The organism is Halomonas smyrnensis AAD6 (assembly GCF_000265245.1).
In the GTDB taxonomy this organism is placed as follows: domain Bacteria; phylum Pseudomonadota; class Gammaproteobacteria; order Pseudomonadales; family Halomonadaceae; genus Halomonas; species Halomonas smyrnensis.
The window spans coordinates 15,567-31,821 of sequence record NZ_AJKS02000023.1 but is presented as its reverse complement, the minus strand read 5'-3'; the positions used below and the strand labels follow the sequence as shown (position 1 = coordinate 31,821).

The following is a 16,255-nucleotide window of genomic DNA, read 5'->3' as shown; positions in this document are numbered from 1 at the left end:
GTGTTATGCCATAGAGAAGACTTTGAAGTTTTTTGTGCGTTAGAGCTGGATGATAAAACACATGATAGGCCAGAACGACTAAAGCGAGATAGGATACTAAATCAAGCATGTAGGGATGCTGGGGTTGATCTTCATAGAATGTATGTGGATCATAAAGAAAAGCGGATATCTTTGTTAGATTGAGAGTTTTGTGAACAAGAGGGCGATGTGATGGAAGTTGCGTCTTTGGCAGAGTGCCTTTTTTTCAACACTATCCGTGTAGATACTGAAGACAATGAAGGTGCTACAGGCTCAGGAACCAGTTTTGCATTCAATCACTGGTATAAAGGAAAGAATTATCCTTTTTTAGTAACAAATAAGCATGTCGTTAAAGATGCTGAAAAAGGAGGTTTAACATTCATAAAGAAGAATGGTGATGGTGCTCCTGCGCTAGGTGAAGGTCATCGTTTAAACTTCCGAGACTTTAAATCTGCCTGGTTCAACCATCCATCAGATGATATAGATGTCTGCGTAACCCCTTTGTTTCCTCTTATTTCAAATATGCAAAAGCATGGGGTGGAAATTTTTTATAAGGCAATTTCGACAGAGCACATCCCTAATGAAAATCAGATTAAAGATTTAGATGCTTACGAAGAAGTAGTTTTTGTTGGGTACCCTAACGGTATTTGGGACAAGGCAAATCTTCTTCCGATAATGAGAAAGGGGACAACTGCTACGCCATTTTCGGTTGACTACGAAGGTGAGAAAAAGTTTCTAATTGATGCCTCTGTATTTGGAGGGTCAAGCGGCAGTCCTGTTTTTATTTATAATTCTGGTACTTATGGCACAAAGTCTGGTGAAGCCATGATGGGTACTAAATTTTATTTCATAGGGGTTGTGGCATCTGTTTACTTTAAGACTAATGCCAAAGAAGTGGTTGAGCTTCCAGTGCCAACAAGCACAAAAAGCTTGGCAGTTTATGAAGAGATGATCGATCTTGGTGTAGTTTTTAAGGCTGATGCAGTGCGAGAGACTATTGAGTTTGCTATAGAAAGCCAGGAGAGGTGAGCTCTGTGCTTTACAACAAGCCCTTGGCAGAGGCTTGTTGTAAAGGTGGTTGCTCTATTGTTTTTCCATGTTTTTATTGGTGTTCAGGTAAGTATCTATGTCAAAGTCGCTAATGGATATGATTTTATCTCTTGGCAAAATGAATCGTGATTTTTGATCCTTGGGGTACTTGTTTGTAAATAACACAAGTAAAGTGTCTTTTTCTCTATACCCACTGAGCACGGGGGATACTGCAATTTCTTTGTGCCCAGTGCTTTCTTCATTAGGCTCTTGGATTCTGGTTATGAAGCCGGCATAGCACTTTCTGTCTTCGAGTGTAACTAGGATCATGCTTTGGTTTTCTAAGCTCTGCAAGAGGCTGTAATCGAAGAGACTATTTTCACGCCAATATTTCCTTAGATAAAACCTCTTAAATGCAAATTTCTTGTGAATGCCCTTGGTAAGAAAGCTTGCCAAATAAGTAGAAAAAACAAAAACAAAAGAAAGAGAGACAAGGTATATTGCAGGGTCGAAGCTTGCAGAGTCTTTTATCGACTGAGGAGCTGCGTCGTTTAATATGGATGAAACAATATTAACTGGTGTTAGCTTTATCGATGTGGGTTCAGGGTAAAGTAGCGTAACCACATGATCGAAAGCTGATCCTAGAAGCAACTCAACTGATACAAAGATTGTGCAGAGAATGATGAAGCCTAAGCGGGCAGCATGAAGATATACCAACCATCCTTGATAGGTGCTAATCCTGAAGTGTTCTTTAGGATCTGTTTTTATCCAAATTAATCCGCAGACCAAGAGAGGTATGATTAGAAAAGCCAGCATTGCACAAACGTCCCTGTTTGAAGTGGTAGTTTAGCAATCTTTTAATTCTTCTTGGCTTTCGATGGCGGCAAGATACTTTTTCATCTCTTTGCTTTTTTTCATTACAGCCTCAAGCCGCTCATCGTCAATACTGTTTCTGACCGCTGCAAGGTGCTCGTCTTTTATATCCACAGTCCCGCCATCAAGGATTTTATAGGCGGCTTCTGCCTTAGAAATGCGCTCATCAGATTTGAAGTAATCGCGATACAGTATGGCAGTGGCAATGTTTTCTACAAAAGACATGGTCATTTCCTCAGATTGCTCATTACCCCATGGGATGTTTTATGTTCGCTTTTAATCTAGCATTTGCTCATGTTATGACAAGATACTTTGGTAGATTTTGCTTAAGATTTGAGTGATTCGGGGGTTGTCAAGTAGTTTTTAATAATCGTTTTTTAATTTTTGATTTTTGGGTTTAATTTTGCTCATGCATGCTACCTAACGGCATGCATGAGTGTCTACGGTAGCGTGCCGCGCCCTGCGCGATTGGGCGGAAATGGCGTTCTAACGCATTGATATTGAATGGTGTGAGCCGCAGCGACCGGTACTGACAGCATCTTGTAATAAGTTGTTTGCCAGTTTTTCTCTAAATACCCGTGCCTGAAACCGCCCTCGAAGGCGGTTTTTTTACGTCGGCACTTTACCGCGTGTCGCGGGCCTTTACTCCAGCCATAAAAAAGCCCACCGGGGCTGGCGGGCAATAAGGGACTTACAGGACAGGGAACTCAGTAAGTGTGCTAACTATATCGCCACGGCCCTGTGCTGCCCATCCAAGAATCTGTATGGCCCCGTTAGGCTGTGCCTATCGGCTCGTGTGGGCCGCCGTGGGGGCAAAAAAATGGCCCGCCACGGGGCGAGCCAAGTGCTGGAAGTTTCCGAAGTCGAGTCACGAAGCCCGTCGTGACGCCATCATCGTAGTCGCGCGTCGTTACCGAACGATGACACGGCCGGGGCCCCTACAAGCTGCTGACCAAATCGCGCCCGCTGCGCTTGGCGGTGTAGAGGGCGGTGTCGGCGCGCTTGAACAGGTTCGAGAAGGGTTCGCCCGCGATGTGCTCGCTGACGCCGCCGCTGATGGTGACGCCGAGGCGCTGGCCGCTCTCGAGCGTGACGCGGCCGGCGCTCACGTGCTCGCGCACCCGCTCCATGGCCGAGGCCGCTTCCGTGGTGCGCGTGCCGCGCATCACCACCACGAATTCCTCGCCGCCGGTGCGTGCCACCGTGTCGCCCTCGCGCAGGCATTCGGACACCCGGCCGCTCAGCCACTGGAGCACGGCGTCGCCGGCGTCGTGGCCGTGCCGGTCGTTGACCTGCTTGAAGTGGTCGATGTCGAGCACGGCGAGCGAGAAGGGCTCGTCGCGGGTGTCGTGGGCGTGAATCAGCGTCTCGACGTGCTGGTCCAGATAGGCGCGGTTGGGCAGGCCGGTCAGGTAGTCGCGCAGCGCCTTGTCGGCCATGCGGTCGAGCTCCTGGCGCACCTGCTCGAGCTCGGCCTCGTCGGTGATCACGCGCTCCACCGCGTCGGCGATCAGCCGCACCAGCTCTATCTCCATCTGGTCGAAGGGCTCCTGGCGGGGCTGGGGGCTGGAGAAGTTGAGCGTGCCCCAGATCTCGCCGTTGAGGCGCAGCGGGGCGCCGATGTAGCTCTCCAGGCTGAAGGTCTGATAGCAGGGATGGCCGCTGACGCGCGGATCCTTGCCGGCCTCGGCGGTGTGGTAGACGCCCCCGGCGTCCAGCATCAGCCGGCAGTAGGTGTTGCCCAGCTCGAAGGTGTCGTCGGTCGAGATGTCGGCGATGTCGGAGGCGGCCCACTTGACGATGTACTGCTCGTCGATGATGCGGCTGACCAGGCCGATATCCAGCGACAGATAGGCCAGGGCGTCGCGCAGCAGGTGGTCGATGATCTCGTCGGTGCCGATGTCGGTGCGGTTCACGCCGCTGTGCACGTCGCGCAGCAGCTGGATCATGGCGCGGTACTCGGAGATGTCCTGGACGATGGCGTAGAAGCCGATCACCTCGCCCTCCAGGAAGTCGGGGATGTAGTGCACCTTGAAGTAGAAGGCGCGGCCATCGGCCAGCGTCAGGTGGTCCTCGAAGGTGACGTCCTCGCCCGCCAGCACCCTGTCCAGGCGCGGCTGGATTTGCGCGTAGGAGGCGTCGTCCATCACCGTGTCGATCGGCTGGCCGTAGAGCGTCTCGCGGTCGATGCCGATCAAGTTCTCGTAGGCCTGGTTGGTGAGGCGGAAGCGCAGGTCCTGATCGATGTAGGTCACCAGGATCGGCAGCTGATCGGCGAGCCGGCCGACGATGCCCTGGTCGACCTTCAGCGCCGACGTCAGCTTGATGACGAAGCTGCCGTCGGCGAGGCCGTAGTAGCTGCCGGCGCCGTCCTCGAAGCCCCAGGTCTCGCCGGGGCGGATCTCGCGCCGGGCCAGGCTCTCGGCCACGGCGCCACCGAGCTGGGCGCGGATGTCCTTGAGCTCGCTCAGTGCCATGCCGATCAGCGCTGATGGGTCGCGGGCCAGCAGTGTTCGGGTGTCCCCCAGGGCATCGATGATGCGCTGCTCGCGCGAGATATGCAGATAAGCGGAATGCGAGAGGCTCAGCACCTCTTCCCACCAGGCCGGTTGTGTCACGACGCCCTCTCTCCTTGTCGATACGTCCATCTCCAGCCCCTCACTCTGCCCCTGTCGCAGGCTAACGTCCAATCGGCATTGCCGGGACATGCCCCCGGACGATGGCCCGTTAACGGCGCCGGTTCGTGGGCGACGCCCCGCACTGCTACCTTCGTTGAGGGCGCGGCGTCACGGGCGCCGCCGCGATACATGAGCTCGATTCATGGAATTTATGACCCGGGGCGAGGTTTTCATCCCGGACGATGTCACTAGGCTGTCTCTGTATATGACCAGCCGCCGCGTGAGCCGAACAAGCGTTTAACGATAACGGAACCGAGACCGACAGGACCTAGCCATGAGCCCTCCCATCAGATTCGAGATGCGTCGAAGGACCTTCCTGGCGGGCACCGCCAGCGCGGTCGTCGCCAGCAACATTCCCTGGAGCGCCAGGGCCCAGGCCGCGTCCGGCGAGGCCGCCGCGCCCGTGGGGCCGGAGCAGACCACCGTCACCCTCGACGTCAACGGCGAGCCCCGCCGGCTGGTGGTCGACAACCGCACCACGCTGCTCGACGTGCTGCGCGAGCACCTGCGGCTGACCGGCACCAAGAAGGGCTGCGACCACGGTCAGTGCGGCGCCTGCACGGTGTCGGTGAACGGGGAGCGGATCAATGCCTGCCTCAGCCTGGCGGTGATGCACGAGGGCGACGAGGTGACCACCATCGAGGGCGTCGGCACGGCCGAGCGGCTCGACCCGATGCAGCAGGCCTTCCTCGACCACGACGGCTTCCAGTGCGGCTACTGCACGCCCGGGCAGATCTGCTCGGCCAAGGCGGTGCTGCAGGAGATCCAGGACGGCGTGCCGAGCCACGTCACCGGCGACCTGACCGCCCGCATCGAGGCCACCGAGGCCGAGATCCGCGAGCGCATGTCCGGCAACATCTGCCGCTGCGGGGCCTACTCCAACATCCTGCACGCCATCACCCAGGTCGCGGAGGACGGCGCATGAGAGCCTTTTCCTACGAGCGCGCCACCGCGCCGGAGCAGGCCGCGGCCCGCGCGGCCGAGGTCGAGGGTGCCCGCTTCATCGCCGGCGGCACCAACCTGCTCGACCTGATGAAGCTCGAGATCGAGACCCCGGTGCACCTGATCGACGTGCGCGGCACCGGGCTCGACGAGATCACCGCCACCGACGAGGGCGGCCTGCGCATCGGCGCGCTGGTCAGCAACACCGCGCTGGCCGCCGACGAGCGGGTGCGGCGCGACTACGGCGTGCTGACCCGCGCCCTGGTGGCCGGCGCCTCGGGCCAGCTGCGCAACAAGGCCACCACCGGCGGCAACCTGCTGCAGCGCACCCGCTGCCCCTACTTCTACGACACCGCCATGCCCTGCAACAAGCGCAACCCCGGCAGCGGCTGCGCGGCGCTGGGGGAGGGCGCCTTCTCGCGCCAGCTCGGCATCATCGGCACCTCGGACGCCTGCATCGCCACCCATCCCTCGGACATGGCCGTCGCCATGCGCGCGCTGGACGCGGAAGTCGAGACCGTCACGCCCTCGGGCGCCTCGCGCCGCATCCCGCTGGACGAGTTCTATCGCCTGCCCGGCGATACCCCGGAGGTGGAGAACGCGCTGATGCCGGGCGAGCTGATCACCGCGGTGAGGCTGCCGGCGCCGGTGGGCGGCCATCAGGCCTACCACAAGGTGCGCGACCGGGCCTCCTACGCCTTCGCGCTGGTCTCGGTGGCGCTGGTGCGCCGGCCGGACGGCAGCGGGCGCGTGGCGCTGGGCGGCGTGGCGCCCCAGCCGTGGCGTCGCGACCGGGCCGATGCCGAGCTGCCGAACGGCGCCGGGGCCGTGATGTCACGTCTGCTCGACGGCGCGCGTCCGACCGAAGAGAACGCTTTCAAGATCCGGCTGGCCGAACGCACGCTCGCCGCCATGCTGGCCGAGGGGTGATCCATGGACTTCCATCAACCGACCGACGACAACCTCTTCGACCGCGCGACCGTGATTGGCAAGCCCCACGCGCGCATCGACGGCATCCTCAAGGTGACCGGCAGCGCGCCCTACGCCTACGAGCGCCATGACGCGATCGAGGGCCAGCTCTACGGCTATCCGGTGGGCTCGACCATCGCCAAGGGGCGGGTCGTGGCCATCGACGCCGACGCGGCGCGCCAGGCGCCCGGCGTGCGCGGCGTGATCACCACGCTGCAGATCGACCCGCTGGGCATCTGGAACTACAACGTCGCCCGGCTGTTCGGCGGCGATGCCATCGAGCACTATCACCAGGCGATCGCCGTGGTGGTGGCCGAGACCTTCGAGCAGGCCCGGGCGGCGGCGGCGCTGGTCGAGGCGCGCTACGAGGAAGACCCGGTCGACGTCGACCTCGAGGCCGGCTGGCGGCGCCTGCAGGGCAGCGGTGAGCCCTCGACCCTGGTGGGCGACGTCGACGCGGCCTTCGCCGCGGCCCCGGTCACGCTGGACGAGATGTACCACACCCCGTCGCAGACCCACGCCATGATGGAGCCCCACGCCTCGATCGTGGACTGGTCCGACGGCGGCCGGATGACGGTGTGGACCTCCAACCAGATGATCGAGTGGAACCGCCAGGCGCTGGCCACCACCTTCGGCATCGCGCCCGACCGCATCCGCGTCGAGAGCCCCTACATCGGCGGCGGCTTCGGCGGCAAGCTGTGGCTGCGCGCCGACGCGGTGCTGGCGGCGATCGGCTCCCGCGCGGTGGGCGCGCCGGTCAAGGTGGCGCTGCCGCGGCCCTTCGTGATCAACAACACCACCCACCGCAGCGCCACCGTGCAGCGCATCCGGCTGGCGGCCGATACCGACGGCAGGCTGACCGCCATCGAGCACGAGGCGGCCTCGCACACCTTGCCGGGCGGCCGCGGCGAGAACGCCACCGCCCAGACGCCGTTCTTCTACGCCGCGCCGAATCGCCGGGTGCGCCATCACCTGGTCGAGATGCACCTGCCCGAGGCCTCCGATATGCGCGCCCCGGGCGAGGCCTCCGGGCTGATGGCGCTGGAGATCGCCATGGACGAGATGGCGGAGAAGCTGGGCATGGACCCGGTGGCCTTCCGCATCGCCAACGACACCCAGGTCAATCCCAGCGACCCCTCGATCCCGTTCTCCGAGCGCCACTTCGTCGAGTGCCTCGAACGCGGCGCCGAGAAGTTCGGCTGGGCGGACCGCAACCGCACGCCGGGCGGCCGGCGCGAGGGCGACTGGCTGATCGGCCACGGCATGGCGGGCGCCTTCCGCGGCGCGCTGACGCTCAACTCCGGGGCGCGGGTGCGGCTGGTGGGCGGCCGGCTGATCGTCGAGACCGACATGACCGACATCGGCACCGGCTCCTACACCATCATCGCCCAGACCGCGGCGGAGACCATGGGGCTGTCGCTCGGCGAGGTCGAGGTGCGGCTGGGCAACAGCGCCTATCCGGTGTCGTCCGGCTCGGGCGGCCAGTTCGGTGCGGCGAGCTCCACCGCCGGCGTCTACGCCGCCTGCCTGGCGCTGCAGGAGGCCGTCGCCGAGCGCCTGGGCGCCGAGTCGCCGCGCTTCGAGAACGGCCGGGTGACGGCGGACGGCCTGGACCTGGCCCTGGGCGAGGTCGCCGACGGCGCCGAGCTGGTCGGCGAGGACACCATCCGCTTCGGCGACTTCAAGCAGGGCCTGCAGATGGGCACCTTCGGCGCCCATTTCGTCGAGGTCGGCGTCCACGTCGCCACCGGCGAGACGCGCATCCGCCGCATGCTGGCGGTGTGCGACGCGGGCCGCATCCTCAACCCGATCACCGCGCGCAGCCAGGTGATCGGCGGCATGGTGATGGGCGTCGGCGGGGCGCTGTCGGAGGAGCTCGCGGTCGACCTCGAGCGCGGCTTCTTCGCCAACCACGACCTGGCCGGCTACGAGGTGGCGGTGCACGCCGACATCCCGCATCAGGAGGTGCTCTTCCTCGACACCCTGGACGCGGCCTCCACGCCGCTGAAGGCCAAGGGGGTCGGCGAGCTGGGCATCTGCGGCGTGGCGGCGGCCATCGCCAACGCCGCCTACAACGCCACCGGGGTGCGGGTGCGCGACTACCCGATCACCCTGGAGCGCATGATCGACCGCCTGCCCGAGGTCTGACGACCGCCGGCGCCGGACGCAAAAAAAGCCCGCCCCGAGAGGGGCGGGCCAACCTCGCATCTGGTGTGATGCGTGCTCTGCCTGATCACGAGCTCGCCTCGTGATGTCGCCTATCCTGGCACCGGTTTCTTGCAACGAGATGACGGCAGGCGACGCGGCACCCGTCTGGCGTCGCCCCCTTCGGCGGGTCGGGAGCTCGCCCCGCCTTGAAACCCCGGCGAGACGTCGCCAGGGTAGAGGGTCGGGGGCCTTGCGGCCCCCGCCGTGCGGCTGACCGCCGTCGGTAGCGAGATCGAATCTGAACCCCATTCCGACTGCAAAGGAGGTAGTGGATGTCAGTGCAGACATCGTCCGACCGACCGCTTCATCAGGCGACCCCGTTCGATATCGTCGATTCCCCGGATCCCCAGAGCCGGGTGCGCAGCGCCCCGCGCCCCGGCGAGGACCCGTATCCCACCCGGCTGTCCGAGCCCCTCGACCTGCCCTGGCTGAGCCGCCGGGAGCCGGTGGTGAAGGGCCGCGACCGCCAGGGCCCGCTCTCCGCGGCGCAGCTCGATGCGTTCGAGCGCCAGGGCTTCCTGTTCGAGCCCGACTTCCTCGCGGGCGACGAGCTCGACGAGCTGCGCCGGGAGCTCCAGGGGCTGCTCGACCACGACGCCTATCGCGGGCGCGACTTCAGCGTCACCGAGCCCCGGGGCAACGAGATCCGCTCGCTGTTCGCCGTGCACTTCCTGTCCAGGCTCTTCGGCCGCCTGGCCCATGACCCGCGCCTGACCGGCCGCGCGCGGCAGATCCTCGGCGGCGAGCCCTACGTGCATCAGTCGCGCATCAACTACAAGCCGGGCTTCGAGGGGCAGGGCTTCAACTGGCACTCCGACTTCGAGACCTGGCACGCCGAGGACGGCATGCCGGCCATGCACGCGGTGAGCGCCTCCATCGTGCTGACCGACAATCACGCCTTCAACGGCCCGCTGATGCTGGTGCCGGGCTCCCATCGGGTGTTCGTGCCCTGCCTGGGCGAGACGCCGGAGGACAACCACAAGCAGTCGCTCAAGACCCAGCAGGTCGGCGTGCCGGGCCGCGAGGCGCTGCGCCGGCTGATCGAGCGTCACGGCATCGAGGCGCCCACCGGGGCCGCCGGCGGGCTGCTGCTGTTCGACTGCAACACCCTGCACGGCTCCAACGCCAACATGTCGCCGGACCCGCGCAGCAACGCCTTCTTCGTCTACAACCGCCGCGACAATCGCTGCGTCGAGCCCTACGCCGCCGGCAGGCGCCGCCCGCGCTTCCTGGCTCACGATCCCGACGAGCGGTGGACGCCGGAGGCCTGACGCCGACGGGCCGGCACGCGTAGACTGAGGGCAGAGCCGTTTCCGTTCCGTCAGCCAGGAGTCGCGTCGTCATGCGTTTCGTTCCCCGTTTCACCGATGGCCGGGCCTTCCCGCAGCCATTGGGCAAGATCGTCTGCGTCGGCCGCAACTACGCCGATCATGCCCGGGAGCTCGACAACCCGGTGCCCGACGAGCCGCTGCTGTTCATCAAGCCGGCCACCAGCGCGGCCCGCCTCGAGGAGACGATCGACGCCCCCTTCGCCCGCGGCGAGGTGCACTTCGAGACCGAGCTGGCGCTGCTGGTGGGCGAGACGCTGAAGGATGCCGGTGCCGCCGAGGCCGAGCGGGCCATCGCCGGCATCGGCCTGGCGCTGGACCTGACCCTGCGCGACGTCCAGGGCAAGCTGAAGGACAAGGGCCATCCCTGGGAGGTGGCCAAGGGCTTCGACGGCGCCTGCCCGCTGTCGGTCTTCCTGCCGCTCAGCGAGGTGCCGAACTGGAGCGCCCTGGCCTTCACCCTGGCGGTGGACGGCGAGGAGCGCCAGCACGGCCACGGTGCCGACATGCTGTTTCCGGTGCCGGAGCTGGTCGCCGAGATGAGCCGCCACTTCACCCTGGAGCCGGGCGACGTGGTGCTGACCGGCACCCCGGCCGGGGTGGGCGAGCTGCCGCGCGGCGCCGAGCTGCGCCTGTCGCTGACCGGCGGGCTGGAGATCGTGACGGGCGTCGCCGACTGAGGCGACGCCAGGGACGGGCCCGATCAACGACGAGGCCCCCGCCGGCATCGCCGACGGGGGCCTCGTCGCGTGAGGGCGCCTGCGCAGAGGCGCCCCTGGCCGGTTACTGCCGGGGCAGCTTGTAGGCCATCACGTAGTCACCGATGGTGGTGCCGATGGAGCCATGACCGCCCGCGACCTGGACGACCATCTGCTCGCCCTGGCTGTTGAGGTAGGTCATCGGCGTGGCCTGGCCGCCGGCCGGCAGGCGGGTTTCCCACAGCTGCTCGCCGGTCTCGAGGTCGTAGCCGCGCAGGTAGTTGTCCACGCTGGCGGCCATGAACACCACGCCGCTGTCGGTGATCATCGGGCCGCCGATGCCGGGCACGCCCATGCGGATCTTCAGCGGCAGCGCGGTCATGTCCTCGACGGTGCCGTTCTTGTGCTGCCAGGCGACCTCGCCGGTGCGCAGGTCGGCGCCGGCCACGTAGCCCCACGGGGGCTGCTGGCAGGGCACGCCGAACGGCGACAGGAAGGGCTTCATCTCGACGGCGTAGTCCGCGCCGGCGTTCTCGTTGAGGCCCTGCTCGCCCTGGTTGGTCTCACCCAGGTCGGCGCCGTCCTTCGGCACCAGGGTGGAGGTGAAGGCCAGGTAGAGCGGCATGCCGAACATCACCTGTCGCTTCGGATCCACCGCCAGGCTGCCCCAGTTGAAGACGCCGAAGTTGCCCGGGAACACGATGGTGCCCTGCTCGGAGGGCGGCGTGTACTGGCCTTCGTAGCGCAGCGACTTGAACTGGATGCGGCACATCAGCTGGTCGAACGGCGTGGCGCCCCACATGTCCGCTTCGCGCAGGGTCGGCGGGCGGAAATTCAGGGCGGAGACCGGCTGGGTCTCGGAGGCGTAGTCGCCCTCGATGGTGCCCTGCGGGGCCGGCTGCTCGGAGATCGGGAAGATCGGCTCGCCGGTCTCGCGGTTCAGCACATAGACGTCGCCCTGCTTGGTGGGGATCACCAGCGCCGGTTGACGGCCTTCGTCGGTGTCGAGGTCGAGCAGGCTCGGCTGGGCCGGGGTGTCCATGTCCCACAGGTCGTGGTGCACGAACTGCTGGACCCACTCCACCTGACCGGTCTCGAGGCTCAGCGCCACCACGGAGGTCGCGTAGGTCTCCTCGGCCTCGCTGCGGTACATGCCGAGCTGGTCCGGGGTGCGGTTGCCCATCGGGAAGTAGACCATGCCCAGCTCCTCGTCGGCGCTGGCGACCGACCAGCTGTTCGGCGAGCTAGTGCTGTAGACCTCGTCCGGGCCGATCGGGGCGGTCTCGTCCGGGTTGCCCGGATCCCAGTTCCACGCCAGTTCACCGGTCTTGACGTCGTAGGCGCGGATCACGCCGGACGGGGAGTTGACGGCGTAGTTGTCGTTGACCGCACCGGCGACCACGACCTTGCCATCGGCCACCACGGGGGGCGAGGTGGAGTAGTAGAAGCCGGACTGCTTGTACGGCATGTTGTGCATCAGGTCCAGCTCGCCGTTGTCGGCGAAGTTGGCGCAGCGCGCGCCGGTGGCCGGGTCGACGGCCAGCAGGCGGGCGTCGGAGGTCGGCATGAACAGCTGGGCGTCGCACTGGATGGCGGCCTGGTCCTCGGCCGGCGCGCCGGCGATCTGCACGTCGAGGCTGTCGGCATCGCCGTCGGCCGGCGGCAGGTAGGAGACGCCGCGGCAGGTCTGGTGCTGGCGCGAGCTCTCGGCCGGCGGCTTGGCGTCGTAGACCCACTGCTCCTCGCCGGTGTCGGCGTCGAGGGCGATCAGCAGGTTGTGCGGGGTGCACAGGAACAGCGAGTCGTCGATTTTGAGCGGGGTGACCTCATAGGTGGTCTCGCCCACGTCGTCGGGCCCCTTCTCGTCGCCGGTCTGGTACTGCCAGGCCAGCTCCAGCTCGTTCACGTTCTCGGGCGTGATCTGCTCGAGCGGCGAGAAGCGCTGGCCCATGTTGCTGCGGCCGTAGGCGTGCCAGCTCTCTTCCGGGCTGTCGCCGAGATCGGGGCTCTGGTTGACCACCTCGCGGTTCAGCTCGCCGTCGATGCGGTGCTGGTCCACGGTCATGCTGGCCAGCAGGCCCACGCCGATGATGGCCCATACCGGCAGCAGCACGGCGGTGCCGAGGCGCGAGCCGCCCTTGGCCGGCCACAGCAGCGGGATGGCGAGCAGCAGGAAGATGCCGAGGCGCGGGGCCAGCGGCCACCAGTCATAGCCCGATTCCCACAGCGCCCAGGCCGCGGTCGCGACCAGGAACAGCGCATACAGCAGTTGGGCCTTGGGGCGGCGCGAGCGGGCCATGGCGCCGACCGCGATCAGCACGATGCCTGACAGGGCGTAGTACCAGCTGCCGTCGAGGGTGACCAGCCACAGGCCGCCCCCGAGCAGGGCCAGCCCCACCAGCCAGAAAATGAGGGAAAGTATGATCATGAACCCATGCTCCTTGCTCCTTGCGAGAAATACGTGACTCACCCCATGATAAATCATTAGGATGCAAATCAAAATGGCATCGACAGAACGTCGCCCTGTGCCGACCCCGCCGGAACGACGTTCGCACACCTTCACGACGGTCTGGTGAAGGTGCGGCGTCGGGCGGGCTCGGTTAACGGCGCGTCATTCGAGGTAGGTATAGCCCTCGAGCCCCTCGGAGAGGTCGTCGAGGAAGCGCGCCTGCTCATCGGCCGGGAGGCCGCTGGCGGCGAGCTGGTCGGCGAGACGCTGGCGCAGCACCTCGGCGTCGAAGTCCACGTAGCCGAGCACGTCGGCCACCCGGTCGCCGCGGCGTCGGTGGTCGAGGCGCCAGGCGCCGCGCTCGTCCAGCGACGCGTCCACCGAATCGGTGTCGCCGAAAAGGTTGTGGAGATCGCCGAGGATCTCCTGATAGGCGCCGACCAGGAAGAAGCCCAGCAGGCGTTCCTCGTCGTCGCCCCACTCGGGCAGCGGCAGGGTGGCCTCGACGCCTTCGCCGTCCACGTAGCCGTCGATGCGGCCGTCGCTGTCGCAGGTGATGTCCTGGATCACCGCGCGCCGCGCGGGCGGACGGTCCAGGCCGGATAGCGGCAGCACCGGGAAGATCTGGTCGATCCCCCAGACGTCGGGCACCGACTGGAACAGCGAGAAGTTGACGAACAGCTTGTCGGCCAGCTTCTCGGCCAGCTCGTCGTGGATCTCGCGGTGGGCGCGGTTGCGCGGATCGAGGCGCTCGCGCAGCCGGGCGCAGGCGGCGCTGTAGACGCCTTCGCCCTCGGCGCGGGCCTCGAGCCCGGCCAGTCCCATCACGAAGCGCTCCTGCAGCTCGCCGATGGCCTGGCCCAGATCGTGCCAGGCCTCGACCAGCCCGCGCGGGGCCGGGTCGGCGGCCAGGGCGTCGTGGACCCGCCACAGTTCGGCGACCTGAGGATCGCCCTCGACCCGGGCCACCGGGGCCCGGGTATCGGCGCGCTCCTCGCCGATCACGTTGGTGATCAGCACCGCATGATGCGCGGTCAGGGCGCGCCCCGACTCGCTGATCAGGTGCGGATGCGGCAGCCCTTCGGCTTCGCATACCTGGGCGAAGGCCGCGACCACGTTGCGGGCGTACTCGCGCATCGAGTAGTTGATCGAGCAGTCGCTGCGCGAGCGGGTGCCCTCGTAGTCGATGCCGAGCCCGCCGCCCACGTCGACGGTGTCCACCGGCGCGCCCAGCGCGATCAGGCTCTGGTAGAAGCGGGCGCACTCGCGCAGGCCGCGCTGGATGTCGCGGATGTTGGCGATCTGCGAACCCAGGTGGAAGTGCACCAGCTGCAGGCTGCCCAGGGCGTCGGCCTCGCGCAGGCGCTCGACCACGGCCTGGATCTGCCCGGCGGTGAGCCCGAACTTGGACTTCTCGCCGCCGGTGTTCTGCCACTTGCCCTTGCCCACCGAGGCCAGCCGCGCGCGAAGGCCGATGCGCGGCCGCACGCCGAGGCGCTCGGCCTCCTCGAGGATCAGCGGCAGCTCCGAGAGCTTCTCTACCACCAGATAGACGCGATGGCCGAGCTTCTCGCCCATCAGCGCCAGGCGGATGTACTCGCGGTCCTTGTAGCCGTTGCAGACGATCAGCGAGGGGCCGTCGCCGGACAGCGCCAGCACCGCGAGCAGCTCCGGCTTGCTGCCGGCTTCCAGGCCGACCCGGTCGTGGCCGCGTTCGCGGGTGGCGAGGATCTCCTCGACCACCCGGCGCTGCTGGTTGACCTTGATCGGGTAGACCGCGGTGTAGCCGCCGCCGAAGGCTTCTTCCTCCATGGCCCCGTCGAAGGCGGCGCACAGCTGCTCGACGCGGTCGTGGAGGATGTCGGTGAAGCGCACCAGCACCGGCAGCCGCAGGCCGGCCTCGCGCAGCTGCGCGATCAGCGGCGAGAGCGGCAGGGCGGGGCCGTCGTCCTCGCCGCCGCGGGGCCGCACCAGGGCCTGGCCGTCCTCGGCCACGTCGAAGTAGCCGCTGCCCCACTGGTCGATGTTCCAGGTGTGCCGGGCACGCTGCGCGGGCCCGGCCATGCTGCCGAGGGTCGGGCTCATCGAGCGGCCTCGGGCAGCGGCAGGGCGCCGTCGGCGATGCGCCGGCGCAGCACGCCGCGGAACACGTCCGGATCGTGGGGCGTGAGGTCGTGGGCGGGCGGGTCGACGTAGACCACCAGCAGCCGCGACAGCCAGTAGCGCAGCGCGGTCATGCGCAGCATCATCGGCCAGGCCTCGCGCTCGCTCTCCTCCAGCGGACGACGCGCCTGATAGGCGCCGAGCAGCGCCTCGTAGCGTGCCGGGTCGAGCCGGCCGTCGGCCTCGGTGGCCCAGTCGTTGATCACGATGGCCAGGTCGAACAGCAGGTCGCCGGTGCAGCCGTTGTAGAAGTCGATCAGCCCGCCCAGGGTGTCGCCGTCGAACAGGGTGTTGTCGCGGAACAGGTCGCCGTGGATCGCGCCCTGGGGCAGCGTCGGCGCGTCGCCGAAGAAGCCCTGGTAGATCTCCACCTCGTCCTTCATCAGCGCCTGATCCTCGGGCGAGAGGTAGGCCAGCACCTTGTGGTGCATCGGCAGCAGCCAGTGCAGGTCGCGCGGGTTGGGCCGATGGCCCGGGAAGCGCCGCGAGACCTTGTGCATGCGGCCGAGGGCGTCGCCCAGCGCCCGGCACTGGGCCAGGTCGGGCGCCTCGGGATGCTTGCCGGGCAGGCGCGGGAACAGCAGCGCCGGCTTGCCGGCCAGGCTGTGCAGGGCGATGCCGTCGCGGTCGTGGAGCGGCCCGGGCACGGGCAGACGATGCTCGTCCAGGTAGTCGAGCAGTTCGACGAAGAACGGCAGCTCCTCATGCTCGCCCTGCTCGAACAGCGTGAGCACCAGCTCGCGACGGTCGGTGGTGACGAAGAAGGTGCTGTTCTCGGTGCCGGCGGGCACGCCCTTGCAGGCGACCAGCGAACCGGCGTCGAAGCGGCTCAGGAACGTCTCGACCTGGGAGTCGGTCAGCGGTGTGAATACGGCCATGGATGTCTCGCCCGGGTATGCG

Annotated in this window: 13 protein-coding genes; 7 read left to right on the top strand and 6 right to left on the bottom strand. The window is 65.5% G+C overall.

Features of this window, described 5'->3' with window-relative positions; translation table 11 throughout:
• Positions 1–183 (top strand): DUF2726 domain-containing protein (locus UYS_RS18230; RefSeq protein ID WP_156821650.1); only part of this gene is annotated, 183 nt, incomplete at its 5' end.
• Between the two features lie 27 nt (positions 184–210).
• Complete coding sequence (locus tag UYS_RS18225) at positions 211–1,047, top strand: trypsin-like serine peptidase (protein WP_083868169.1); 837 nt, start codon at positions 211–213, stop codon at positions 1,045–1,047.
• Between the two features lie 54 nt (positions 1,048–1,101).
• On the opposite strand, the gene UYS_RS18580 is transcribed toward UYS_RS18225, so the two are convergent.
• The 3 genes from UYS_RS18580 to UYS_RS0216050 all read right to left on the bottom strand — a co-directional run bounded on the left by UYS_RS18580 (position 1,102) and on the right by UYS_RS0216050 (position 4,538).
• A complete protein-coding gene (locus UYS_RS18580) occupies positions 1,102–1,863 on the bottom strand; it encodes a hypothetical protein (RefSeq protein WP_156821649.1) in 762 nt (253 codons plus the stop codon).
• A 30-nt stretch (positions 1,864–1,893) separates the two neighbouring features.
• On the bottom strand, positions 1,894–2,145 hold the full coding sequence (locus UYS_RS0216055) for a hypothetical protein (protein ID WP_156821648.1): 252 nt from the start codon (positions 2,143–2,145) through the stop codon (positions 1,894–1,896).
• Between the two features lie 713 nt (positions 2,146–2,858).
• On the bottom strand, positions 2,859–4,538 hold the full coding sequence (locus tag UYS_RS0216050; protein ID WP_016856538.1) for a sensor domain-containing diguanylate cyclase: 1,680 nt from the start codon (positions 4,536–4,538) through the stop codon (positions 2,859–2,861).
• A gap of 334 nt (positions 4,539–4,872) precedes the next feature.
• Here UYS_RS0216050 and paoA point away from each other — a divergent pair, with 334 nt between their 5' ends.
• The 5 genes from paoA (at position 4,873) to UYS_RS0216020 (ending at position 10,725) form a co-directional block, all read left to right on the top strand.
• Complete coding sequence (gene paoA / locus UYS_RS0216040) at positions 4,873–5,523, top strand: aldehyde dehydrogenase iron-sulfur subunit PaoA (protein WP_016856536.1); 651 nt, start codon at positions 4,873–4,875, stop codon at positions 5,521–5,523.
• Positions 5,520–6,470 (top strand): FAD binding domain-containing protein, encoded by a 951-nt coding sequence (locus UYS_RS0216035; protein ID WP_016856535.1) that lies wholly within the window; start codon positions 5,520–5,522, stop codon positions 6,468–6,470. Before paoA ends, UYS_RS0216035 begins: the two co-directional genes overlap by 4 nt.
• A gap of 3 nt (positions 6,471–6,473) precedes the next feature.
• Positions 6,474–8,657, top strand: coding sequence for an aldehyde oxidoreductase molybdenum-binding subunit PaoC (paoC, locus tag UYS_RS0216030; protein ID WP_016856534.1), 2,184 nt, complete (start codon positions 6,474–6,476; stop codon positions 8,655–8,657).
• 332 nt (positions 8,658–8,989) lie between these two features.
• Positions 8,990–9,988 carry an ectoine hydroxylase gene (gene thpD / locus UYS_RS0216025; protein WP_016856533.1) on the top strand — a complete coding sequence of 333 codons (999 nt, stop codon included), beginning with the start codon at positions 8,990–8,992 and terminating at the stop codon, positions 9,986–9,988.
• Positions 9,989–10,059: 71 nt separating this feature from the next.
• The gene (locus UYS_RS0216020) at positions 10,060–10,725 is read left to right on the top strand and encodes a fumarylacetoacetate hydrolase family protein (protein ID WP_016856532.1); all 666 of its coding nucleotides are present in this window, start codon (positions 10,060–10,062) and stop codon (positions 10,723–10,725) included.
• A gap of 103 nt (positions 10,726–10,828) precedes the next feature.
• On the opposite strand, the gene UYS_RS0216015 is transcribed toward UYS_RS0216020, so the two are convergent.
• From UYS_RS0216015 to UYS_RS0216005, 3 genes are all read right to left on the bottom strand, one after another.
• Complete coding sequence (locus tag UYS_RS0216015; RefSeq protein ID WP_016856531.1) at positions 10,829–13,171, bottom strand: glucose/quinate/shikimate family membrane-bound PQQ-dependent dehydrogenase; 2,343 nt, start codon at positions 13,169–13,171, stop codon at positions 10,829–10,831.
• Positions 13,172–13,354: 183 nt separating this feature from the next.
• Positions 13,355–15,277: a biosynthetic arginine decarboxylase gene (gene speA, locus UYS_RS0216010; RefSeq protein WP_016856530.1), complete on the bottom strand. Its 1,923-nt coding sequence runs from the start codon at positions 15,275–15,277 to the stop codon at positions 13,355–13,357.
• The gene (locus UYS_RS0216005; protein ID WP_016856529.1) at positions 15,274–16,233 is read right to left on the bottom strand and encodes a homoserine kinase; all 960 of its coding nucleotides are present in this window, start codon (positions 16,231–16,233) and stop codon (positions 15,274–15,276) included. Before UYS_RS0216005 ends, speA begins: the two co-directional genes overlap by 4 nt.
• Between the last annotated feature and the right edge of the window lie 22 nt (positions 16,234–16,255).